The sequence below is a fragment of the Niveispirillum fermenti genome, from assembly GCF_052474395.1.
Map to the genome: position 1 here is coordinate 94,926 of NZ_CP156681.1, position 20,280 is coordinate 115,205.

Here is a 20,280-nt window from a genome sequence, read left to right on the forward strand (position 1 = left end):
GGGCCTCCCCGTACTTTTCCGGCAGCTTCGACAGGCGGGCCGGCGGATGATCCGCCGCGGCCGGAAGGGCATCAGCCCGGATGGCGTCCATTCCCCCCACCCCCTAGAATGCCTGTCCGATGGAGATATAGAACTGGAAGGTCTTGTCGCCTGTCCGCCGGTTCAGCGGCACGGCCACGTCCACACGGATGGGGCCGATGGGCGTGTAGTAGCGTCCGCCCACACCCGCGGCATAACGAAGCCCCTGACCCAGCTTGGGATATTCGGTCGTGTAGACGTTGCCGGCATCCACGAAGGGCACGACCCCGATATTCTCCGTCACCTTGATGCGCATCTCGGCCGACATCTCCAGCAGCGATACGCCCCCCAGCGGGTCGCCCAGCGCATCGCGCGGCCCCACCTCCTGATAGCCATAGCCACGGATGGACCCGCCGCCGCCGGCATAGAAACGCTTGTCGGCCGGCACATCCAGCAGGCCGCCGCCGATCACGGCACCATAGACGCCGCGCAGCGCGGCGACGTAATCGCCATTGTCGCTGAAATCGAAATAGGTGCTGCCCCCCACCCGCGCGATGGCGAAGCTGTTGCTGTCACCCAGTGCTGCCAGATAGGGCGTGACCGCGCCGGACAGACGGAATCCCTTGGTCGGATTCAAAAGATCGTTCGACCGGTCCCAGTTCAGCGCCAGCGGAATACCGACGAGGGTGTTGGAGGTCTTCTGCGTGTTTTCCGCCACGCGGGATTGTTCTGCCGTCACGCCCAGGCTGGCCGTCAGCCCCTTTGACAGCCGTCGTTCCACGGCTGCCGTCAGGACAAGCGCCTTGCGCCGGTAGGCATCGGGCCGTTCCGACAATGCTTCCGCCGAGAGGTTAAGGGACTGGCCTCTGGACAGGAAGTCTGGCTGCATGAAGGAGGTGCCCAGGCGGTAGTCGAAATCGCTGGCACTCGTCTCCCCCCGGCGGGAGATACCGGCCAACCGCGCATCGACACGGAACCGTTCGGCATTGCCCAGGAAATTGCGATCACCCCAATAGGCGTTGGCACCAAATCCATCCTCGGTTCCGTAATCGGCGCCGAATCCCACGAAATTCATGGCCCGTTCGGCCAGGTCGACCATCACGGGCGCCTGCTGGTCGGGCGTCGGCTCGTCCGCCAGCCGCAGCCGGACGGAGGAGAAGACCCCCAGGTCGGCCAGGGCCTGCCGGCCCTCCTCCATCGTGGCCGGATGGTAATCGTCGCCCACGCGCCAGGGCAGGCGCCGGCGGGCCGCCCTCTCCGACACTTCCTCCAACCCGTTGATCGTGATGGGACCGAAGGTGACCTTCGGTCCCGGATCGACAACATAGGTCACATCCATGCCACGAGTGGCATGATCGACCACCAGCTTGCGATCCAGCAGCCGGGCATAGGCATAGCCGCGTTCGGCGAAGCGCGGCAGGATGCGGCTTTCAGCATCGATGACCGCCGGCGCCCGCGCCACGGCCCCGACGGGCAACCCCAGCCCGTCGGCCAGCGGCGCCCCTTCCGGCAGGGACGCACCGTCCGCCGACACCAGGGAGACCCGCGTCACGCGATAGGGGCTGCCCTCCTCCACCTTGATCACGACGGTGGCAGGGGAAACGTCGGTGTCGATCTCTGCCACGACCAGCGCGTCGTAGAAGCCTTCGGACCGCAGCGCCGCCTTGAACCGGTCCAGATCCGCGTCGGCCCGGCGTCCCAGCCCGATGGGGGAAGGGGGCGGCTCGTCCTGCAGCTCCACAAGGCTGGAGACGTTCCGCATGAGGTCCGACAGGGCCGGCTGGTCGTCGATCCCTTCGATCACCACCTTATAGGGGGTCTGCTGTGCCTGCGCGACGGTCGCCACAGGCAGCGCCGCCGTCGCCAGCACCAGCATCCATTTCCGTGCCATGGGCGTTGCCATATCCTCCCCCGGTTGCCTTGCCATGGTGGCACGGGTGGGCGCGGGCTTTCCAGGGGTAAGCTCGTCCACTTTCGGAGTAGGCCCCCCGGCAGCCCCCGGCCGAAGGTCTGAAACGCAAGGCAGCCCCCCGTTCCCGGCCCTAGCCGGACGGTGCCGTCATCGTTATATTGCGCCGCGACATCAGCCCGGCCACCCCTGTTCCGCCGCCCGATCCCGGGCGGGACGACAAAGGTGGCCGGGCGTTTTTCATGCGCGAACCCCGATCCGGCGGACATAGTCATTGGGCGGCGCGCGACCAGCACCAGGCACGCAGGACCGTACCCTCATGCAATTGCGCAATATCGCCATCATCGCCCACGTCGACCACGGCAAGACCACCCTGGTGGACATGCTGCTGAAGCAGTCCGGCACCTTCCGCGAAAACCAGCAGGTCGCCGAGCGCGCCATGGACAGCAACGACCTGGAGCGTGAGCGCGGCATCACGATCCTGGCCAAGTGTACGTCCGTCGTCTGGAACGACGTGCGCATCAACATCGTCGACACGCCCGGCCACGCCGATTTCGGCGGCGAGGTGGAGCGCATCTTGAACATGGTCGACGGTGTCTGCCTGCTGGTGGACAGCGCCGAAGGCCCGCTGCCGCAGACCAAGTTCGTGCTGGGCAAGGCCCTGAAGCTGGGCATGCGCCCCATGGTCGTCGTCAACAAGATCGACCGTCAGGACGCCCGCCCCGACGAGGTCCACAACGAGATCTTCGATCTGTTCGCCTCGCTGGACGCCTCCGACGAGCAGCTTGATTTCCCCACGCTGTTCGCGTCGGGCCGCAACGGCTGGGCCGTGGTCGACCTGAATGACGAGCGCAAGGACCTGACGCCGCTGTTCGAACTGGTCGTCAACCATGTGCCGCCGCCCAAGGTCGACAGTGTCGATGAGCCCTTCACCATGCTGGCCACGACGCTGGAAGCCAACCCCTATCTGGGCCGCATCCTGACGGGCCGCATCCAGTCGGGCCGCATCAAGACCAACATGGCGATCAAGTCCCTGTCGCGCGACGGCAAGCTGATCGAGCAGGGCCGCGCGTCGAAGGTGCTGGCCTTCCGCGGGCTGGAGCGCGTGCCCGTGGAAGAGGCGCAGGCGGGTGACATCGTCGCCATCGCCGGCCTGGTGAAGACCACGGTCGCCGACAGCATCGTCGACATGAGCGTCGAGAACGCCCTGCCGGCGCAGCCGATCGATCCGCCGACGCTGGCCATGACCTTCTCGGTCAATGACAGCCCGCTGGCCGGCCGCGAAGGCGACAAGGTCACCAGCCGCATGATCCGCGACCGCCTGATGCGCGAGGCCGAAGGCAACGTCGCCCTGCGCATCCGCGAGACGGACAATGCCGACGCCTATGAGGTCGCCGGCCGCGGTGAACTCCAGCTCGGCATCCTGATCGAGACCATGCGCCGCGAGGGCTTCGAGCTGTCGATCAGCCGTCCCCGCGTGGTCATGAAGACCGACGCCAACGGCCAGCGCCAGGAGCCGATCGAGGAAGTCGTCGTCGACGTGGACGAGGAATTTTCCGGCGTCGTCGTCCAGAAGGTTGCCGAGCGCAAGGGCGAGATGCTGGAAATGCGTCCGTCGGGCGCCGGCAAGGTCCGTCTGGTGTTCCATGTCCCGTCCCGCGGCCTGATCGGCTATCAGGGTGAATTCCTGACCGATACGCGCGGCACGGGCGTCATGAACCGCCTGTTCCATGATTACGCCCCCTTCAAGGGCCCGATCCCCGGCCGCCGCAACGGCGTGCTGATCTCCAATTCCGATGGCGAGGCCGTGGCCTATGCGCTGTGGAACCTGGAAGATCGCGGCCCGATGATGATCGAGCCCGGCTGGAAGGTCTATGAAGGCATGATCGTCGGCGAGCATACCCGCGAGAACGACCTTGAGGTCAATGTTCAGAAGGGCAAGAAGCTGACGAACATCCGCACCACCAGCAAGGATGAAGCCGTCGTCCTGACGCCGCCCATCCGCATGTCCCTGGAAAAGGCCCTGGCCTATATCCAGGATGATGAACTGGTGGAAGTGACGCCGAAATCCATCCGGCTGCGCAAGAAGCTGCTGGACCCCAACGCCCGCAAGCGTGCCGAGCGTCAGGCCGAAGCCGGCTGATCCCCGGCCCCTCGTCCGGGACCATGACACGAAACCCCCCGCCGGTGATGCCGGCGGGGGCTTTTGTCTTGTCGGGGATGGTCAGCCCCACGGGATACGATGCAGGGCGGTCGCCGCCGCGCCGCTCGTGCGGCGTATCCAAGCCAACGAATGTTGGCGCCGGCAATTGAAGGCGGTGATCAGAACCAATTGGCTCTGATCACCGCAAATTGTATCACGCCTCCATCAACAGATCCCTGCCATCGGCCACACGCTTCATCATGCTGGCGCGCAGCTTATTGAGGGCACGGCTCTCCAGCTGGCGTACCCGCTCCTTGGAAACGCCCAGCGCCTTGCCCAGTTCCTCCAGCGTGGCCCCCTGGTCGCGCAGGCGGCGCTCGGCGATGATGCGGCGTTCCCGCGGCGACAATTCCCCCAGCGCGGCGGCCAGCCAGCGTGACCGCATGCGGCCATCGCGCGTGCCGATGGCCACCTCTTCAGGATCGGGCCGGGTGTCCGCCAGGAAATCCTGCCATTGCGCATCGCCGTCGGCGGCCATGACGGCGTTCAGCGACTGGTCGCTGCCCGATAGCCGTGCCTCCATGCTTTCCACTTCGGCCACCTCGACATCCAGCTCCCGGGCAATCTCCTGTCGGGCCATGTCGGACAGGCGCTCACCGGACGGATTGTCGGCGATCTTCGCGCGCAGCCGGCGCAGGTTGAAGAACAGCGTCTTCTGCGCCGCCGTCGTGCCCGTGCGCACGATGGACCAGTTGCGCAGGATGTGATCCTGGATGGCCGATCGGATCCACCAGGCCGCATAGGTTGAAAAGCGCACGTCGCGCTCCGGCTCGAACCGGCTGGCGGCCTGCATCAGACCGACATTCCCCTCCTGCACCAGATCCCCGGAGGGAATGCCGTAATGGCGGAAGCGGGCAGCCATGGAGACGACCAGGCGGGTATAGCTGCGTACCAGTTCATGCAGCGCCTTCTGATCCCCATTCTCGCGCCAGCGGCGAGCCAGTTCCATTTCATGGTCGCGCGCCAGAAGCGGCGCGCGCATGGCGCTACGGATGAAGGCCAGGTTGGCCCGCTGGGTCTCGGGATCATCAATATGCGCCATCGCCGCCTGCTCCGTCGCTGTCGCGGGCCGGCCCGTCACGGGCCGGTTCTCGAAGCTTGGTACGCAGCGGCCTGACGGGCGGATCACCGCCCGTCGTTATTTTTTCATCATGCGGGTGAAGGCAGGAGGGTTGAGCCTGCGCGGGGCGGCCTCCCGCGCCCAACCTGCCATATATTCATGTGCCGAATAGTTCGGTGAAATGCTTATACTATTTTGCGGTGACCAGAACCTATAGGTTCTGGTCACCGCCCTCAATTGCCGGCGCCAACATTCGTTGGCTTGGCTGCGCCGCACGAGCGGCGCGGCGGCAGTCGCCGCCGGACCAACTTGCGATGAGTTCCACTCACCGCAAGTTGGTATTAACCGCCGCACGGGCTCAGGTATCCCCGGTTCCGGGATTCTCCCGTCACTCAGGCATACCAAAGAGCTTTCTCAATGCCCCTTAATACCAATCAGGCTTCGACCAGTTCAAGCATCCGCCCGTCGGGGGCGAAACAGGCGCAGATCAGCCGGCCACCGAAACCGGCACCGCCATCCAGGCTGGCCGTGAAATCCGTCACGGTCGGACCCGGCGCATGCGTGGGGTCATAGCCGCGGACCACCCGGCGGAAGCCGTTATAGGGGGCATCGATGCGGGCGAAACTGCCCCCGCCCCACCAGAAGGTATCGGCCTGCATATGCAGCGGCTTGGCCGGGTCCAGCCCGGCGCTGACGAACAGCAGGTCGGTCGGCGCCCCGTCCGCCGCGCTGGTGTAGGCACAGCGGCGCAGCGCGCTCAAAAGATTGTCGTGGCCGGGCGAGGCGCGCAGGGCGGCCCGCAACTCCCCCGTCCAGCGCGAGAGCGATACCGCGCCATCCCGGGCCGCCGCCAGGCCATAGGCCGCCGTGCCGCCATAGGCCGCCAATGTGGCATCCAGCCCCTGCCCCACCATCCATTGCAGCACGGCAGCCGGGTCGGGCGCGAACTGGAGCTGCAACAGCTTGTGCCACATTTCCTCCTGTCCGCCACGCAGATAGGTGATGTCAGTCACCACCACCCCCCGCATGGCCAGGACGTGCCGGCGGAAGGACAACAACTCCTCGATCGTGTCCCGCACGGCAGCACCGCGGCCGATCATGTTGCCCAGATAGACCAGCCGGTCGCCCGGCTGGAACCGGCGGCCGATATCATCATGCAGCGCGGCCAGCCGCGCCGCCTCCCCATGCACAGACCCCACGGCCCACACATGGCGGGGCCGACCCAGCAAGGCATATTTGCGATCGTCCGACATCTGATTCCGGCGGCTGGCAACGAGGTTCGCAGTGTAGAGCCTGCGGCGGTGCAAAAAAAGAGGCGTCCCGTTCTAGGACGCCTCTTTCATACTAAATAGCCCATCCGGGTAAGAACGGGATGCTTCATCTTGTGTCCGGCACCATTGGAACGGGCCGTGACAGAAGGGATCAGGCGGCCTTGCTCAACACGGCTTCCAGCTTCTCCGTCGCCTTGCGCTCGTCGATCTTCTCGACAACCGCCAGTTCACGGGCCAGGCGCTCCAGCGCGGCATGATAAATCTGCCGTTCGCTGTAGGACTGGTCGGACTGGTCCTCACCGCGATAAAGGTCGCGCACCACCTCGGCGATGGAGACGGGGTCGCCGGAATTGATCTTCGCCTCATATTCCTGGGCGCGGCGGCTCCACATGATGCGCTTCACCTTGCTGGGACCCTGCAGGGTCTCCATCGCGGCCTTGATCCGGTCCTTGGTGGACAGGCGGCGCAAGCCGGAAGCCTTGGCCTTCGCCACCGGAACCTTCAGCGTCATCCGTTCCTTTTCGAACTGGATGGCATAGAGCGTGACATTGATGTCAGCGATGCTGTGGTTCTCGATCCCGATGATCTGGCCCACACCGTGGGCCGGATAGACAACGTGATCACCAGTGGTGAAATCTAGGCTCTCAGACATGTTCGGTTTGCTCTCTTTTTCCGCGCGGGCTGCGCGCCACGGGAACAAAAAACTCGGAGCCCCGACCGCACGGGCGGCGGGACACGGATCGTCACACATGCTCTGGCGATAGCGGATGGCTTACATGTCCGCCGCCACTCTCAGGGCGCCGTGCCGATCCTCGCTTGAACATCAATATAGTCGATGTTACGCCAAGATGACAGACCCAGAAGGCCCCAATCGCAGAAAGTTCCGCGGGGGACACGTTATGTCGGTCATGCACCGGCCGCATGGGCGAACGCGAAACACTGTTCCAGCGGTGCATCGGCGGGGCGAGTTGCAGCCCCCTTGCGAGGCCGTTTACTTGCCAGGCTTGTCGCTGAAATACTTGGCATACTTGTCCGGCACGCCCTTCCAGTCGTCGGCATCGGACAGGGCCGGCTTCTTACGATTGATATTGGGCCATTGCGCGGCGTATTCGCGGTTCATCTCCAGCCACTGCTCGGCACGCGGATCGGTGTCGGGCAGGATGGCTTCAGCCGGGCATTCCGGTTCGCAGACGCCGCAATCGATGCACTCGTCCGGGGCGATGACCAGCGTATTCTCACCTTCATAGAAGCAGTCCACCGGGCAGACTTCGACGCAATCGGTGTACTTGCACTTGATGCAGGCTTCGGTGACGACGTAGGGCATCCCCAAACACTCCACAAAAACGGGCCGGCGCGCGCCGCAGATCGATCAAGGGGGAGAGGTAGACAATCAAGGCCGGCAGCGCAACTGCTTCCATGGTGCCATCCCCTGCGACCCGGACATGCGCAGGCCAAGGGGCTTGGCGGGCTGCCGGCTTCCGGCATAGCTTGGTTCCCATGATGACCGACGACAAGCGCCACGCGCCCGCCACCCTGCGCAACCGCCAGCCGCTGCTGGAGGCCCTGCGTCCCCGCCTGCCCGAAACCGGCCTGCTGCTGGAAATCGCCAGCGGCAGCGGGGAACATGCCCTGTTCCTGGCCGCGAACCTGCCGGGCCTCATCATCCAGCCCAGCGATCCCGACGGGGCGGCCCGCGCCAGCATCCGCGCCTGGGCGGCAGAGGCGGCATTGCCCAACCTGCGCCCGCCGCTGGCCATCAATGCCACCCAGCCCGACAAGTGGTCCGACGAATGGCCCGGCAGCGCGGCACCGGACGCGATATTGTGCGTGAACATGATCCATATCGCACCGTGGCAGGCCGCCATCGGCCTGTTCACGGGCGCCGGCCGGCTACTGTCGCCGGGGGCGCCGCTGCTGCTCTACGGACCCTATCGCCGTGACGGACGGCACACGGCCGACAGCAACGCTGCCTTTGACGCCGACCTGCGCGCCCGCAACCCCGCCTGGGGCGTGCGCGACCTGGAAACGGTGGCGGAACTGGCCGACAGTCAGGGGTTCGGGGCGCCCGACATCATCCAGATGCCCGCCAACAACCTGACGCTCTGCTTCCGGCGGCGATAGACAGTGGAATGCGCTATCGTTGTATTTAACAAAACATAACGATAATCTGCCCTTCCCGACCCCGCCGGAGTGGCCCCATGCTGCGTTCCCGCCTGTCCCGCCTGCTGATCGCCCTTTCCCTGCTGCTGGCGCCGGCCGCCGCGGCACGCGATGCCAGCGTCTATGCCGCCGCCAGCCTGCGGACCGCGCTGGACCAGGCGCTGGCCGGCTACAAGGAAAGGGCCGGCGCGGATGCCACGGCGGCCTATGCCGCCTCGTCCGCCCTGGCCCGGCAGATCGAGGCGGGGGCGCCTGCCGATATTTTCATCTCCGCCGATCAGGAATGGATGGACCATCTGGAGAAGACCGGGCTGATCCAGCCCGACAGCCGCCGCACCTTCCTGGGCAATCAGCTCGTGCTGGTCGTGCAGCGGTCACAGGCCAGGCGGCTGACAGTGGATGGGGACCTGGACATCCTTGGCCTGCTGGCCGGCAACCGGCTTGCGGTGGGCGATGTCAACGCCGTGCCGGCCGGCCGCTATGCCAGGGCCGCCCTGACCAGCCTGGGCCTGTGGGACAAGGTGCAGGACCGGCTGGCCCCGGCGGAGAATGTACGCGCCGCCCTGGCGATGGTGGCACGTGGCGAGGCGGGGGCCGGCATCGTTTATGCCACGGATGCGCGGGTGGAGCCCGGCGTCGCCATCGTCGGTATTTTCCCGGCCGGCAGCCATCCGGCCATCGAATATCCGATCGCCCTGGTCAAGGGGGCGGATGCGGCCACGGCCCGGCCGTTGCTGGACTATCTCCTGTCCGAGGATGGCCATCGCCATTTCACGAACCAGGGCTTCACGATACTGGCCAGGTAAGTGATGGATTTCACGCCGGAGGAGATGACGGCCATCTGGCTGTCGCTGAAGGTGGCCTGCTGGGCCACGATGGTCAGTCTGGTGCCCGGCATCCTGGTGGCCTGGCTGCTGGCCCGCAAATCCTTTCCCGGCCGCATTCTTCTGGATGCGCTGGTACATCTGCCCCTGGTGCTGCCCCCCGTCGTCACGGGCTATCTTCTTCTGCTGCTGTTCGGGCGACAGGGGCCATTCGGGGCCGTGCTGGCGGAGATGGGCATCGTCCTGGCCTTCAACTGGACGGGGGCGGTGCTGGCCTGTTCGGTGATGGCCTTTCCCCTGCTGGTCCGGGCCATACGGCTGTCGATGGAGGCTGTGGACAACCGGCTGGAGGATGCGGCGGCAGGGCTGGGGGCACCGCCCTGGGCCGTGTTCCTGACCATCACCCTGCCCCTGTCCCTGCCCGGCATCCTGTCGGGCGCCATCCTGTGCTTCGCCAAGGCGCTGGGGGAATTCGGGGCCACCATCACCTTCGTGGCGGCCATTCCGGGCGTCACCCAGACGATGCCGGCCGCCATCTACAGCCTGACACAGGTGCCGGGTGGCGATGCGGCCGCCCTGCGGCTGACCATGGTGGCGGTTGTCATCGCCGTTTTCGCCGTCGCCGCCAGCGAGCTGCTGGCCCGGCGCGTGCGCCGACGGGTGGAGGGGCGCGATGCTTGAGATCGCGCTGACCCACCAGATCGGCGAGTTCAGGCTGTCGGCGGAACTGGCCATCGGCCCCGGTGTCACCGTCATCACGGGGCCGTCGGGTGCCGGCAAGACGACGCTGCTCGCCCTGGTCGCGGGGCTGGCCCGGCCGACCCGCGGGCGTATCGTGCTGGATGGCACTGTACTGGTCGACACCACGACCCGTCGCTGGCTGCCGCCCCACCGGCGGCGCATCGGACAGGTGTTCCAGGATGCGCGGCTGTTCCCGCACCTGTCGGTGCGGCAGAACCTGTTGTACGGCCGGCTGTTCGCGGGTGCCGACACCGGCGGGCCCGCGCCCGGCGCCATCATCGACCTGCTGGATATCGCCCCCCTGCTGTCGCGCCGGCCGCGTGATCTGTCGGGCGGGGAACGGCAGCGGGTGGCGATCGGCCGCGCCCTGCTGTCTGCACCCCGCCTGCTGCTGCTGGACGAGCCCCTGTCGGCCCTGGACCCCGCGCGAAGGGCCGAGATGCTGCCCTATCTGATCCGTCTGCGCGATGGGGCCGGGCTGCCCATGCTCTATGTCACGCATCAGGCGGACGAACTGGCCGAACTGGCCACCACCTGGCTGCATGTGGAAAAGGGGCGTGTGCTGCCGGGTCAGTAACCGGCAGACGTCACCGCCGCCGGCCCGTGCCCCAGTACGGCCAGAATCGCATCCAGCAATCCGGACGCCCCGAACCGGAAACGGGCCGGGGAAACCCAGCCGGGGCCGCATATCTCGTCGGCCAGGGCCAGATACTGGCCCGCCGTCTCCACATCGCGGATGCCACCCGACGCCTTGAAGCCGACAGGCCGGCCCGCCGCACGGCTGGCTTCCAGCATGATGCGCGCCGCACCGGGCGTGGCCCCGGCCGGCACCTTGCCCGTGGAGGTCTTCAGGAAATCCGCCCCCGCATCGACCGCCACCCGGGCCGCGCGCTCGATCAGGGCCGGCTTGGCCAGGGACCCGCTTTCCAGGATGACCTTCATGGTGGCGGCCCCACACGCCGCCCGGCAGGCGGCCAGATGGTCCGCCGCCCGCTGGTCCCCCCCCTGCCCCACCATGATGGCACCATAGGGCATGACGATGTCGATCTCCTCCGCCCCGTCGGCAAGGGCGCGGGCGATCTGGTCCACGACCTTTTCCGCCGGCAGCGAGCCGCCAGGAAAATTCACAACGGTCGCCACGCGAATACCCGTGCCCATCAAGGCATGTTTCGCCTGCGCAACGAATTCAGGCCAAAGACAGACCGCAGCCACGTTCCCGGCCGGCGTCACCGCCTTGGCGCAGAGTGCCGCGGTGCTGGCGACATCGTCGGCATCGTTCAGGCTGGTCAGATCGACAAGGGGCAGCGCGCGTGTGGCAATGGCGGCAACCATTATTTCGGAATCGGAATGATCCATCATAACGTCAAAACCCCAGATTGTCGGGGCCGAAGCTGAAGGGCAGCAGTTCCCCCAGCGTGAAGGTGCGGCGATGCCCCCCGGCATCATAGACATGGATGGGCGTGTCGGGGCCGGCAAATTCCCGGATGCGCTGGCGGCATCCGCCACAGGGGGTGCAGAGAACCCCGGCCCCGGCATCACCGCCGACCACCACGATCTCTGCAATCCGCCGGTCGCCGGAAGCCACCATCAGGCCGATGGCCGTGGCCTCCGCGCACTGGCCTTGGGGATAGGCGGCATTCTCCACGTTGCAACCGGCATGGATGCGCCCGCCATCCGCCCGGATGGCCGCCCCCACCCGGAAGCCGGAATAGGGGGCGTGCGCCTGAAGGCGGACAGCCAGGGCGGCGTCGAAAAGGTCGGGGGCGGGGTTGCTCATGCGCTTTCAGCCTGGAAAACCGGTATCGGCCCCTAGCATAGGCGCTTGCACGCACGGCGGCCAGATGGCGTGCGAGGGGAAGGTGCGCGATGAGGGGACCGCATCGCCCCATGCATTTTCCTCGCACGGGAAGGGACTTGGCAAATCACCGGGGTGTGGCCAAACATGGTGCCCCGCCCTGGCGGCCACAATCGGATGAACCAAGGAACATGCCATGATCGCCACCATCCTGGTCCCCCCCGTCATGGAGATCGGCGGCGGAGCCATCGGCCGCATCGGGGCCGTGCTGTCCCGCCTGGGGGTGACCCGGCCGCTCGTGGTGACCGATCCCTTCATGCGTGACAGCGGCCATGCCGAACGGCTGCTGGCCCCCCTGCGCGCCGCCGGCTTCACCGCCGACATGTTCGCCGAGACCGTGCCCGACCCCACGACGGATGTGATCGCCGCCGGGGTGGAACGGCTGCTGGCGGGCGGCTATGACGGGCTGGTGGCGCTTGGCGGCGGGTCACCCATCGACACCGCAAAGGCCATGGCCGTGCTGGCCGCCAATGGCGGGCGCATGCGCGATTACAAGGTGCCCAATCCCATTGCGCGCACGGGCGTTCCCGTCATCGCCATTCCCACCACGGCCGGCACCGGATCGGAGGTGACGCGCTTCACCGTCATCACCGATACCGAAACGGATGAGAAGATGCTGATCGCCGGCCCCATGCTGGTGCCGGCCGCCGCCATCATCGATTATGAACTGACCCTGACCTGCCCGCCGCGCCTGACGGCGGACACGGGCATCGACGCGCTGACCCACGCCATCGAGGCCTATGTCAGCGTGAAGGCCAGCCCCTATACCGATGCCATGGCCATCGCGGCGATCCGCCAGATCGCCCCGCATATCCGCCGTGCCTGCGCCGACCCCGGCGACCGGACCGCGCGGGAAGCCATGATGCTGGGCGCCACCCTGGCGGGCATGGCCTTTTCCAACGCCTCCGTAGCACTGGTGCATGGGATGAGCCGGCCCATCGGCGCCTTCTTTCATGTGCCGCACGGCCTGTCGAACGCCATGCTGCTGCCGGCCGTCACGGCCTGGTCGCTGCCGGGCGCGCCCGGCCGTTATGCCGATTGTGCCCGCGCCATGGGCGTGGCCGGGCCGGAGCAGGATGATGCGGCGGCGGGCCTGGCCCTCGTCATGGCCCTGCGCCAGTTGAACGCCGACCTGTCGGTGCCAAGCCCGCGCCATTACGGCATCGACCCTGCCCGCTGGGACGGGCTGCTGGAGACCATGGCGGCACAGGCCTTGGCATCGGGCAGCCCCGGCAACAACCCGCTTGTGCCCGACGTGGCGGCGATGGTGGCGCTCTACCGCCAGGCCTGGAACGGCGACTGATCTCCGGGCAGGAGCACCCCGTCAGTCCCCGTTCAGGACCCAGTCGGGGCGCACCCAATGGCAGGTATAGCCGTCGGGCGTGCGCTCCAGGTAGTCCTGATGGAAATCCTCCGCCTCCCAGAAGGGGCCGACATCGGTAATCTCCGTCACCACCTTGCCGGGCCAGCGTCCGCTTTCCTCCACATCGGCCTTCACGGCACGGGCCGTGCCGGCCTGGGTGGCATCGGCCACGAAGATGGCGGAGCGGTACTGGCTGCCCGTATCGTTGCCCTGACGGTCCTGCGTCGTGGGATCGTGGATCTGGAAAAAGAATTCCAGCAGGCGGCGATAGCTCAGCTTGTCATTGTCGAAGCTGATCTCGATGGCCTCCGCATGGCCGGTATGGCCCGTCTTCACATCCTTGTAGGTGGGGTTCTCCAGATCGCCGCCGGTGTAACCGACGCGGGTTCCCACCACGCCCGGCACCTTGCGGATCAGATCCTGCATGCCCCAGAAGCAGCCACCGGCCAGAATGGCCCGTTCGATCGCCATGAGCTTGGTTCCTCTCGGAAAAAGGTTAGGCCTGGGAATTTGGTGACGCGACGCCCGCCTGTCCAGGGCGATGCGGCGCGCGCTTCCGGGCACAGTTGCGTCATCGGCGTTCGACAAGCGGGGTAGACCGGGGTACACCCCGGCCATGACCGACGAGACCCCCGCCCCGGCCGACAGCGCGCTTGCCACGCGCGGTGTGGCCCTGGACCTTCTGTTCAACGTGCTGGCCAAGCGCGTGCCCTTCGACGATGCCTGGGAAGGCAGCCGCGGCCTGCGGGCGCTCGCCCCGCGCGACCGCGCCTTCACGCGCCTGCTGGTCGCCACCACCCTGCGCCGGCTGGGACAGATCGACGATGCCATCCAGTCCATGCTGACCAAGCAGGGGCAACAATTGAAGGCCGTGGTGCAGGATATCCTGCGCCTGGGGGCGGCACAGCTCCTGTTCCTGGGCACCCCCGCCCATGCCGCCGTTGACACGGCCGTGGAACTGGCCGTGGCCCGCCGGCAGCACCCGTACAAGGGGCTGATCAACGCCATTCTGCGCCGCCTGGACCGGGAACGGGATGCCATCCTGGCGGCCCAGGACGCCGGGCGGCTGAACACACCGGACTGGCTGTGGCTGTCCTGGCGCAAGACCTATGGCACGGCGCTGACACGGGCCATCGTGGAAACCCATCTGGCCGAAGCCCCGCTGGACATCACCGTCAAGGGCGATGCGGGCGCCTGGGCCGGGCGGCTGGAGGCGGTGCCCCTGCCCACCGGTTCCCTGCGCCGGACCGCGGGCGGGCAGGTGACAGAGCTTTCCGGCTTCGATGAGGGGGGCTGGTGGGTGCAGGATGCCGCCGCCGCCATCCCCGCCCGGCTGTTCGGGAACCTGACCGGCCGCACCGCCATCGACCTGTGCGCCGCGCCCGGTGGCAAGACGGCGCAACTGGCCGCGGCGGGCGCGCAGGTCACGGCCGTGGACCGGTCGGACCGGCGCCTGGCCCGGCTGACGGAGAACATGGCCCGGCTGGACCTGGCCGGCCAGGTCGCGACCATCGTGGCCGACGCCACCGAATGGCGGCCGGCGGCCCCCGTGGACGCGGTTCTGCTGGATGCGCCCTGCAGCGCGACAGGCACGATCCGCCGCCATCCCGATGTCGCCCGGCTGAAGACGGAAGAGGATGTGGAGAAGCTGGCCCGCATCCAGTCCCGCCTGCTCTATCGCGCCGTCGACATGCTGAAGCCTGGCGGCACCCTGGTCTATTGCACCTGTTCCCTCCAGCCGGAGGAAGGGGAGAACCAGATCACCAACCTGCTCTATCGCCGGCCGGAGATGGTGATCGAACCCGTCACGCCCGACGAAGTCGGCGGCTTGACCGACCTGCTGACCGGGGACGGTTTCGTGCGCTGCACGCCGGGCCATCTGGCCGAACAGGGCGGCATGGACGGGTTCTTCGCGGCCCGGCTGCGGCGGACGGGCTAAGCAGATTTTCCGAACGCCGCCCACAGATGGGCGGGCTCGGAAAATCTGCAAACCATGGAGTTGGCAGGTTCCTCCAGGCCGGGCCATGTGTGGCCCGGCCTGGAGGAACCTGCTTAGGAAACGGCGGATGGGCCGGGGTCGTTTCATGCCTGCAGGCCTACAACCCCTCCACCCGCCAGACATCCTTGATATGGCGCGGCAGCCGCCGGGGCAGCACGGCCATCAGGTCGAAGCGGATACCAAGCCGGGCCAGGTGGGGACGGCGGGCGATGAAATGGCTGATGGCAGCGTGACGGCGGCGCCAGCTTGTCCGCGGCAACGCGCCCAGCGCCTGTGCCAGGGTGCGCCGCGCCTTCACCTCCACCACCACCAGCACGCCACGCCGGGCGGCGATGATGTCGACCTCCCCCATGGGCAGACGCAGGCGGGTGGCCAGGATGCGATACCCTTTCAGCCACAGGACAAGGCAGCAGAGCCACTCGGCGATGCGGCCCAGCCGTTCCGCCCGCCGGCGGTCGATGCGCTCACGGACCCGCGCCATGGCCCCCCGTCCCCAGTTGCAGGGCGCGGGCATAGACCTGCTTGCGCGGCTGGCCCGTGATGGTGGCCACATGCGCCGCCGCGTCGCGCACGCTCATCCCCCCGCTCAGCGCCTGCCGCAACAGGCTGTCCATGTCGGCCGCATCGGCCGCCGCCGCATCGGCCGCCGGCGGGCCCACGACGACGACGACCTCCCCCTTCGGCGGGCCGGATTGCGTATAATGGTGGGCAAGGTCGGCGGCCGTGCCGCGCCGCACCTCTTCGAACAGCTTCGTCAGTTCGCGGGCCACGGCCACTTCGCGCGCGCCCAGCGCGGCCGCAACGTCGGCCAGCATCTCGGCCAGCCGCTGGGCGGATTCATAGAAGATCAACGTGGCCGGCAGCGCGCGGAACATCTCCAGTTCGCTGCGCCGTGCCGCCGATTTGGCCGGCAGGAACCCGCCGAACAGGAAGCGGTCGGATGGCAGCCCGGACAGGACCAGGGCGGTGACCGCCGCATTGGCGCCGGGCAGGTGCGTCAGGCCCAGGCCGCGGTCGCGCGCCTCACGCACCAGCTTGAAACCGGGATCACTGACCAGCGGCGTGCCGGCATCGCTGACCAGGGCGATGGCCTGGCCGCCGGCGATACGGTCCAGCAGAACCGGCCGCATCCTTGCCGCGTTATGGTCATGATAAGGCACCATGCGCGTGCGAATGCCGTACCGGCGCAACAGCTTGGCCGTGACGCGGGTATCCTCGCAGGCGATGGCATCGACCCCGCGCAGGATGTCCAGCGCACGCAGGCTGATGTCGCCGGCATTGCCGATGGGGGTCGCGACGATGTAAAGCCCCGGCCCCGGTTTACGGATGGCGCCGCTGCCGCTAGGCTGCGCGTCCGCATCGCCGTCGTCCAGGTCGGGGACATCCTCCCCGTCAAGGTCGGCGTCAAGGTGGGTCTGGTCGTCCATAGGGTCTGACGTCAAGGGGAAAGGGTCCCGGATGCTAAGGAATTCTGGTTGGCGCATGGCGTCGTTGCTGGTGACGCTGACGGCGGCGGCCGGCCTGCTGGGGGCCTGCGCCAGCCCCCGCAGCGTACCGGCCCCGCCCCCCGTCCCGCAACCCCCGCCGGTAACGGCCCTGCCACCCGAAGCACCGCCGGCGGAATTGCCGCCCGCCCTGCCGCAGGACGGGAAGGTGCGCGTGGGCCTGCTGCTGCCGCTGTCCGGGGCCAATGCCGCGCTGGGCCAGTCCATGCTGGACGCGGCACAGATGGCCTTGTTCGACCTGGGGGACGACAGGTTCACGCTGCTGCCGCGCGACACGCAGGGCAGCCCCGGCATCGCGGCGACGGCGGCAAAGGGGCTGGTCGATGAAGGGGCCGGCATCATCCTGGGCCCCCTGTTCGGGGGCGAGGCCGCCGCCGTGAAACCCGTTGCCGCCCAGGCCGGCCGGCCCGTTCTGTCCTTTTCCAGCGATTGGAACGTTGCCGGCGGCGGGGTCTGGACCCTGGGCTTCCAGCCGCAGGAACAGGTGCGCCGCGTCGTCGATCTGGCCGCGTCGCGCGGGCTTATGCGCTTCGGCGTGCTGGCCCCGGCCACACCCTATGGCGACGCCGCCGTGCAATCGCTGCGCGACGCCGTCATCGGGATGGGTGGGGAGGTGACGAAGGTGGAACGCTACACCGCCGGTGCCACCAATCTGACCGACCTGGTGCGCCGCCTGTCCGATTTCGACCAGCGTCAGGCGGCCCTGGCGGCGGAACGGTCCCGCCTTCAGGCACTGGGTGATCCGGAGTCGCTCGCCGTCCTGCGCCGCCTGTCCAATGCCGACACGTTCGGCCCGCTGCCCTTCGATGCCGTGCTGATCGCGGAGGGGGGACAGACGCTGCGTGAACTGGCAGCCCTGTTCCCCTTCTTCGACATCGATCCGGGGCCGGTACGCCTGCTGGGCACCGGCCTGTGGGACGAGGCCGGGCTGGGCCGGGAACCGTCGCTGATCGGCGGCTGGTTCGCCGCCCCGTCCCCGATCGGACGCGCCGCGTTCGAGACGCGGTTCCAGCAGGCCTATGGCTATCGCCCGCACCGGCTGGCCACGCTGGCCTATGATGCCACGGCCCTGGCCGCCGTGCTGGCACGCGGTGGCAACGGATTCGCGCTGCCCGACCTGACCAATGCCAACGGGTTCGCAGGCGTGGAAGGCATTTTCCGCCTGCTGCCCGCCGGCATCGCCGAACGCGGACTGGCCGTGATGGAGGTGACGCGGACGGGCACGATGGAGGTCGATCCCGCGCCGCAGAGTTTCCTGTCCGCCCCCGCCCCCACGTCCTGACAAGCCGGCCGGGAAGCCCTGCCCATGGATATCATCGTCATTCCCGGCGCGGACGGGCGGCATCACCTTTCCTGGAACGGCGGGCAGGCGCGTTGCGCGCTGGGCCGCGGCGGCATCCGGCAGGACAAGCGCGAAGGCGACGGGGCCACACCCGTGGGCGCCTTCGCGTTGCGCCGCGTGCTCTACCGTGCCGACCGGCAAGCCCGACCGCGCACGGGCCTGCCGGTCTCAACCATCGGTCCCGATGATGGCTGGTGCGACGACCCGGCCCATCCCGACTACAACCGGCCCGTGACGCTGCCCTTCGCCGCCTCGCACGAGCGGATGTGGATGGAACGCGGCGTCTACGACATCGTCGTCGTGCTGGGCCACAATGACGACCCGCCCGTGCCGGGGCTGGGCAGCGCGGTCTTCCTGCACCTGACAGGACCCGACTATGGCCCGACGGCCGGTTGCGTCGCCGTGCAGCCGGATGACATGCTGGCGCTGCTGACCGCAGCCGGGCCGGGTGACCGGATCGTCATTCCGGCCCATGGCTGACCGGCGGGCGGGCATTGGGCGGCACCCGTGGCGACGGGCCCTTTCTGGTTCTGGACGCCGCCGCACGGGGCGGCTATGCACTCTGCCTGGACTTTTTCCAACCTTCGAGCGACGGGACGGTTCCCCCATGCATTTCATCCTGGAATGTCACGACAAGGACGGCGGGCTCGACCTGCGCATGGCCACGCGGCCAGAGCACCTGGCCTATATGGAAAGCCGGCTGGACCATATCGTCATCGCCGGTCCCATCCTGGACGCCGACGGGGGCAGGCCCGTGGGCAGCCTGATCATCCTGGATTATCCCGACCGCGCCGGCGCGGAGGATTTCGCCGCCAACGATCCCTATGCCAGGGCGGGCCTGTTCAAGTCCGTCACCATCCGCCCCTACCGCAAGGTCCTGCCGGCCTGATGGCGCGGATGGCGACCGATGCGAATGACCGTTGAGAGGGAGACGAGATGGCTTACTGGCTGGTGAAATCGGAACCGTTCAAATATTCCTGGGACCGGTTCGTGCAGGACGGCCGCACCCATTGGGACGGCGTGCGCAACCATCAGGCAGCACTGAACCTGAAAAGCATGAAGGTGGGCGAACATGCCTTCTTCTATCATTCCAACAAAGGGCTGGAGATCGTCGGCATCGCCGAGATCGTGCGCGAGGCCTATCCCGATCCCAGCGATCCGGCCGGCCGTTTCGTGATGGTCGATCTGGCACCGGTGAAACCCGTGGCCACCCCCGTGACGCTGAAGCAGATGAAGGCCGATCCCGCCCTGGCCGACATGCAGTTGATCAAGCAGTCGCGGCTGTCGGTCTGCCCCGTCACCGATGAACAATGGGCGCATATCTGCATGCTGGCCGGGGTGTCGGCATGACAGGCCATGTGCTGTGCCGGGTGGAGGATATTCCCGACGGCACGGCCCGCGGCTTCGACTGGCCGCGCGGGGAAACAAAGGTCAAAATCCTGGTCGCGCGCAGGGGCGACCGGGTCTTCGGCTATCGCAACGCCTGCCCGCATGTCGGCGTGCCGCTGGAACTGGACCCCGACGATTTCATGAGCCTGGACGGGCTGCATCTGCAATGCAGCACCCATGGCGCGCAGTTCCGTGTGGAAGACGGCATGTGCGTGCTGGGCCCCTGCATCGGCCGGCCGCTGCGGTCCGTGCCGGTCAGCATCACGGGGGGCATGGTATCCGTCGGGGATTGATGCCGCCGCAGAAAGGCCGGGCCCCGTGGCCCCAAGCTGCCCAACCGGAGCCGCTCGCTGCCGCTCAGCGCGCCATCCGCATCATTTCGGCGAAATCGGCCGTCGCCGTGCCGATGCGGCGGGACAGGATGCATGCCTCCGCCGCGGCATCGGCATAGCCGGAGCCGTCCGGCGGCAACACAGCCAGCAGCAGGTCGAGGGTCATCAGGCTGGTGCGCATGCCCAGCCTGGCCACATCCCCTTCCGCCACCGCGATTTCCCCGCCCCCGGGAACGCCCCCCGTCATGCCATCCTGCCCGGTTTGTATCGAAGATTGAAGGCGGACCATACCATGCTGTGCAACCCATG

General features: G+C 67.6%; 23 protein-coding genes. 12 read left to right on the forward strand and 11 right to left on the reverse strand.

Going from position 1 to position 20,280, the window contains the following annotated elements:
• Positions 1-103 precede the first annotated feature (103 nt).
• Positions 104-1,909: an autotransporter assembly complex protein TamA gene (locus ABC728_RS11845; protein ID WP_416618212.1), complete on the reverse strand. Its 1,806-nt coding sequence runs from the start codon at positions 1,907-1,909 to the stop codon at positions 104-106.
• A 337-nt stretch (positions 1,910-2,246) separates the two neighbouring features.
• On the opposite strand from ABC728_RS11845, the gene typA reads away from it, so the two are divergent.
• Positions 2,247-4,070: a translational GTPase TypA gene (gene typA / locus ABC728_RS11850; RefSeq protein ID WP_416618211.1), complete on the forward strand. Its 1,824-nt coding sequence runs from the start codon at positions 2,247-2,249 to the stop codon at positions 4,068-4,070.
• A 214-nt stretch (positions 4,071-4,284) separates the two neighbouring features.
• On the opposite strand, the gene ABC728_RS11855 is transcribed toward typA, so the two are convergent.
• The 4 genes from ABC728_RS11855 to fdxA form a co-directional block, all read right to left on the reverse strand.
• Positions 4,285-5,259, reverse strand: coding sequence for an RNA polymerase factor sigma-32 (locus tag ABC728_RS11855; protein WP_416618210.1), 975 nt, complete (start codon positions 5,257-5,259; stop codon positions 4,285-4,287).
• 365 nt (positions 5,260-5,624) lie between these two features.
• Positions 5,625-6,443 (reverse strand): hypothetical protein, encoded by an 819-nt coding sequence (locus tag ABC728_RS11860; protein WP_416618209.1) that lies wholly within the window; start codon positions 6,441-6,443, stop codon positions 5,625-5,627.
• A gap of 169 nt (positions 6,444-6,612) precedes the next feature.
• A complete protein-coding gene (locus ABC728_RS11865) occupies positions 6,613-7,113 on the reverse strand; it encodes a CarD family transcriptional regulator (RefSeq protein WP_416618208.1) in 501 nt (166 codons plus the stop codon).
• Positions 7,114-7,452: 339 nt separating this feature from the next.
• The gene (gene fdxA / locus ABC728_RS11870; protein WP_416618207.1) at positions 7,453-7,785 is read right to left on the reverse strand and encodes a ferredoxin FdxA; all 333 of its coding nucleotides are present in this window, start codon (positions 7,783-7,785) and stop codon (positions 7,453-7,455) included.
• A gap of 173 nt (positions 7,786-7,958) precedes the next feature.
• On the opposite strand from fdxA, the gene ABC728_RS11875 reads away from it, so the two are divergent.
• From ABC728_RS11875 to ABC728_RS11890, 4 genes are all read left to right on the forward strand, one after another.
• On the forward strand, positions 7,959-8,582 hold the full coding sequence (locus ABC728_RS11875; RefSeq protein ID WP_416618206.1) for a DUF938 domain-containing protein: 624 nt from the start codon (positions 7,959-7,961) through the stop codon (positions 8,580-8,582).
• A 77-nt stretch (positions 8,583-8,659) separates the two neighbouring features.
• Entirely contained in the window at positions 8,660-9,427 is a 768-nt protein-coding gene (gene modA, locus ABC728_RS11880; RefSeq protein WP_416618205.1) for a molybdate ABC transporter substrate-binding protein, read from the forward strand.
• 3 nt (positions 9,428-9,430) lie between these two features.
• Positions 9,431-10,126 carry a molybdate ABC transporter permease subunit gene (modB, locus tag ABC728_RS11885; protein ID WP_416618204.1) on the forward strand — a complete coding sequence of 232 codons (696 nt, stop codon included), beginning with the start codon at positions 9,431-9,433 and terminating at the stop codon, positions 10,124-10,126.
• Entirely contained in the window at positions 10,119-10,763 is a 645-nt protein-coding gene (locus tag ABC728_RS11890) for an ATP-binding cassette domain-containing protein (RefSeq protein ID WP_416618203.1), read from the forward strand. Before modB ends, ABC728_RS11890 begins: the two co-directional genes overlap by 8 nt.
• Here the strand turns inward: ABC728_RS11890 and deoC are convergent.
• Both deoC and ABC728_RS11900 read right to left on the reverse strand, forming a co-directional pair.
• Complete coding sequence (deoC, locus tag ABC728_RS11895) at positions 10,757-11,518, reverse strand: deoxyribose-phosphate aldolase (protein WP_416618202.1); 762 nt, start codon at positions 11,516-11,518, stop codon at positions 10,757-10,759. The two genes, ABC728_RS11890 and deoC, sit on opposite strands and share 7 nt — an antisense overlap.
• 31 nt (positions 11,519-11,549) lie before the next feature.
• Positions 11,550-11,963, reverse strand: a complete 414-nt coding sequence (locus ABC728_RS11900; protein WP_416618201.1) for a cytidine deaminase — start codon at positions 11,961-11,963, stop codon at positions 11,550-11,552.
• Between the two features lie 214 nt (positions 11,964-12,177).
• Here ABC728_RS11900 and ABC728_RS11905 point away from each other — a divergent pair, with 214 nt between their 5' ends.
• Positions 12,178-13,344, forward strand: coding sequence for an iron-containing alcohol dehydrogenase (locus ABC728_RS11905; protein WP_416618200.1), 1,167 nt, complete (start codon positions 12,178-12,180; stop codon positions 13,342-13,344).
• A gap of 21 nt (positions 13,345-13,365) precedes the next feature.
• Here ABC728_RS11905 and msrA read toward each other — a convergent pair whose 3' ends face one another.
• Entirely contained in the window at positions 13,366-13,875 is a 510-nt protein-coding gene (gene msrA, locus ABC728_RS11910) for a peptide-methionine (S)-S-oxide reductase MsrA (RefSeq protein ID WP_416618199.1), read from the reverse strand.
• Between the two features lie 145 nt (positions 13,876-14,020).
• Here msrA and ABC728_RS11915 point away from each other — a divergent pair, with 145 nt between their 5' ends.
• A complete protein-coding gene (locus ABC728_RS11915) occupies positions 14,021-15,343 on the forward strand; it encodes an RsmB/NOP family class I SAM-dependent RNA methyltransferase (RefSeq protein WP_416618198.1) in 1,323 nt (440 codons plus the stop codon).
• A 157-nt stretch (positions 15,344-15,500) separates the two neighbouring features.
• Here ABC728_RS11915 and ABC728_RS11920 read toward each other — a convergent pair whose 3' ends face one another.
• Complete coding sequence (locus ABC728_RS11920) at positions 15,501-15,884, reverse strand: YraN family protein (protein WP_416618197.1); 384 nt, start codon at positions 15,882-15,884, stop codon at positions 15,501-15,503.
• Positions 15,868-16,845: a 16S rRNA (cytidine(1402)-2'-O)-methyltransferase gene (gene rsmI / locus ABC728_RS11925; RefSeq protein WP_416618196.1), complete on the reverse strand. Its 978-nt coding sequence runs from the start codon at positions 16,843-16,845 to the stop codon at positions 15,868-15,870. Before rsmI ends, ABC728_RS11920 begins: the two co-directional genes overlap by 17 nt.
• Positions 16,846-16,885: 40 nt before the next feature.
• On the opposite strand from rsmI, the gene ABC728_RS11930 reads away from it, so the two are divergent.
• From ABC728_RS11930 to ABC728_RS11950, 5 genes are all read left to right on the forward strand, one after another.
• Positions 16,886-18,190: a penicillin-binding protein activator gene (locus ABC728_RS11930; RefSeq protein WP_416618195.1), complete on the forward strand. Its 1,305-nt coding sequence runs from the start codon at positions 16,886-16,888 to the stop codon at positions 18,188-18,190.
• 24 nt (positions 18,191-18,214) lie between these two features.
• Positions 18,215-18,730: a L,D-transpeptidase family protein gene (locus ABC728_RS11935; RefSeq protein ID WP_416618194.1), complete on the forward strand. Its 516-nt coding sequence runs from the start codon at positions 18,215-18,217 to the stop codon at positions 18,728-18,730.
• 127 nt (positions 18,731-18,857) lie between these two features.
• The gene (locus tag ABC728_RS11940) at positions 18,858-19,139 is read left to right on the forward strand and encodes a YciI family protein (RefSeq protein WP_416618193.1); all 282 of its coding nucleotides are present in this window, start codon (positions 18,858-18,860) and stop codon (positions 19,137-19,139) included.
• A gap of 47 nt (positions 19,140-19,186) precedes the next feature.
• Positions 19,187-19,600 carry an EVE domain-containing protein gene (locus ABC728_RS11945; RefSeq protein WP_416618192.1) on the forward strand — a complete coding sequence of 138 codons (414 nt, stop codon included), beginning with the start codon at positions 19,187-19,189 and terminating at the stop codon, positions 19,598-19,600.
• Entirely contained in the window at positions 19,597-19,932 is a 336-nt protein-coding gene (locus ABC728_RS11950) for a Rieske (2Fe-2S) protein (RefSeq protein ID WP_416618191.1), read from the forward strand. Before ABC728_RS11945 ends, ABC728_RS11950 begins: the two co-directional genes overlap by 4 nt.
• Before the next feature lie 64 nt (positions 19,933-19,996).
• Here the strand turns inward: ABC728_RS11950 and ABC728_RS11955 are convergent, their stop codons facing one another.
• Entirely contained in the window at positions 19,997-20,218 is a 222-nt protein-coding gene (locus tag ABC728_RS11955) for a hypothetical protein (protein ID WP_416618190.1), read from the reverse strand.
• Positions 20,219-20,280: the final 62 nt, after the last annotated feature.

Coding starts and splice junctions, on each gene's coding strand:
- ABC728_RS11845 (WP_416618212.1), bottom strand. CDS start 1,909: ATGGCACGGAAATGGATGCTGGTGCTGGCGACGGCGGCGCTGCCTGTG.
- typA (WP_416618211.1), top strand. CDS start 2,247: ATGCAATTGCGCAATATCGCCATCATCGCCCACGTCGACCACGGCAAG.
- ABC728_RS11860 (WP_416618209.1), bottom strand. CDS start 6,443: ATGTCGGACGATCGCAAATATGCCTTGCTGGGTCGGCCCCGCCATGTG.
- ABC728_RS11865 (WP_416618208.1), bottom strand. CDS start 7,113: ATGTCTGAGAGCCTAGATTTCACCACTGGTGATCACGTTGTCTATCCG.
- fdxA (WP_416618207.1), bottom strand. CDS start 7,785: ATGCCCTACGTCGTCACCGAAGCCTGCATCAAGTGCAAGTACACCGAT.
- ABC728_RS11875 (WP_416618206.1), top strand. CDS start 7,959: ATGATGACCGACGACAAGCGCCACGCGCCCGCCACCCTGCGCAACCGC.
- modA (WP_416618205.1), top strand. CDS start 8,660: ATGCTGCGTTCCCGCCTGTCCCGCCTGCTGATCGCCCTTTCCCTGCTG.
- modB (WP_416618204.1), top strand. CDS start 9,431: ATGGATTTCACGCCGGAGGAGATGACGGCCATCTGGCTGTCGCTGAAG.
- ABC728_RS11890 (WP_416618203.1), top strand. CDS start 10,119: ATGCTTGAGATCGCGCTGACCCACCAGATCGGCGAGTTCAGGCTGTCG.
- deoC (WP_416618202.1), bottom strand. CDS start 11,518: ATGGTTGCCGCCATTGCCACACGCGCGCTGCCCCTTGTCGATCTGACC.
- ABC728_RS11900 (WP_416618201.1), bottom strand. CDS start 11,963: ATGAGCAACCCCGCCCCCGACCTTTTCGACGCCGCCCTGGCTGTCCGC.
- ABC728_RS11905 (WP_416618200.1), top strand. CDS start 12,178: ATGATCGCCACCATCCTGGTCCCCCCCGTCATGGAGATCGGCGGCGGA.
- msrA (WP_416618199.1), bottom strand. CDS start 13,875: ATGGCGATCGAACGGGCCATTCTGGCCGGTGGCTGCTTCTGGGGCATG.
- ABC728_RS11915 (WP_416618198.1), top strand. CDS start 14,021: ATGACCGACGAGACCCCCGCCCCGGCCGACAGCGCGCTTGCCACGCGC.
- ABC728_RS11920 (WP_416618197.1), bottom strand. CDS start 15,884: ATGGCGCGGGTCCGTGAGCGCATCGACCGCCGGCGGGCGGAACGGCTG.
- ABC728_RS11930 (WP_416618195.1), top strand. CDS start 16,886: ATGGCGTCGTTGCTGGTGACGCTGACGGCGGCGGCCGGCCTGCTGGGG.
- ABC728_RS11935 (WP_416618194.1), top strand. CDS start 18,215: ATGGATATCATCGTCATTCCCGGCGCGGACGGGCGGCATCACCTTTCC.
- ABC728_RS11940 (WP_416618193.1), top strand. CDS start 18,858: ATGCATTTCATCCTGGAATGTCACGACAAGGACGGCGGGCTCGACCTG.
- ABC728_RS11945 (WP_416618192.1), top strand. CDS start 19,187: ATGGCTTACTGGCTGGTGAAATCGGAACCGTTCAAATATTCCTGGGAC.
- ABC728_RS11950 (WP_416618191.1), top strand. CDS start 19,597: ATGACAGGCCATGTGCTGTGCCGGGTGGAGGATATTCCCGACGGCACG.
- ABC728_RS11955 (WP_416618190.1), bottom strand. CDS start 20,218: ATGACGGGGGGCGTTCCCGGGGGCGGGGAAATCGCGGTGGCGGAAGGG.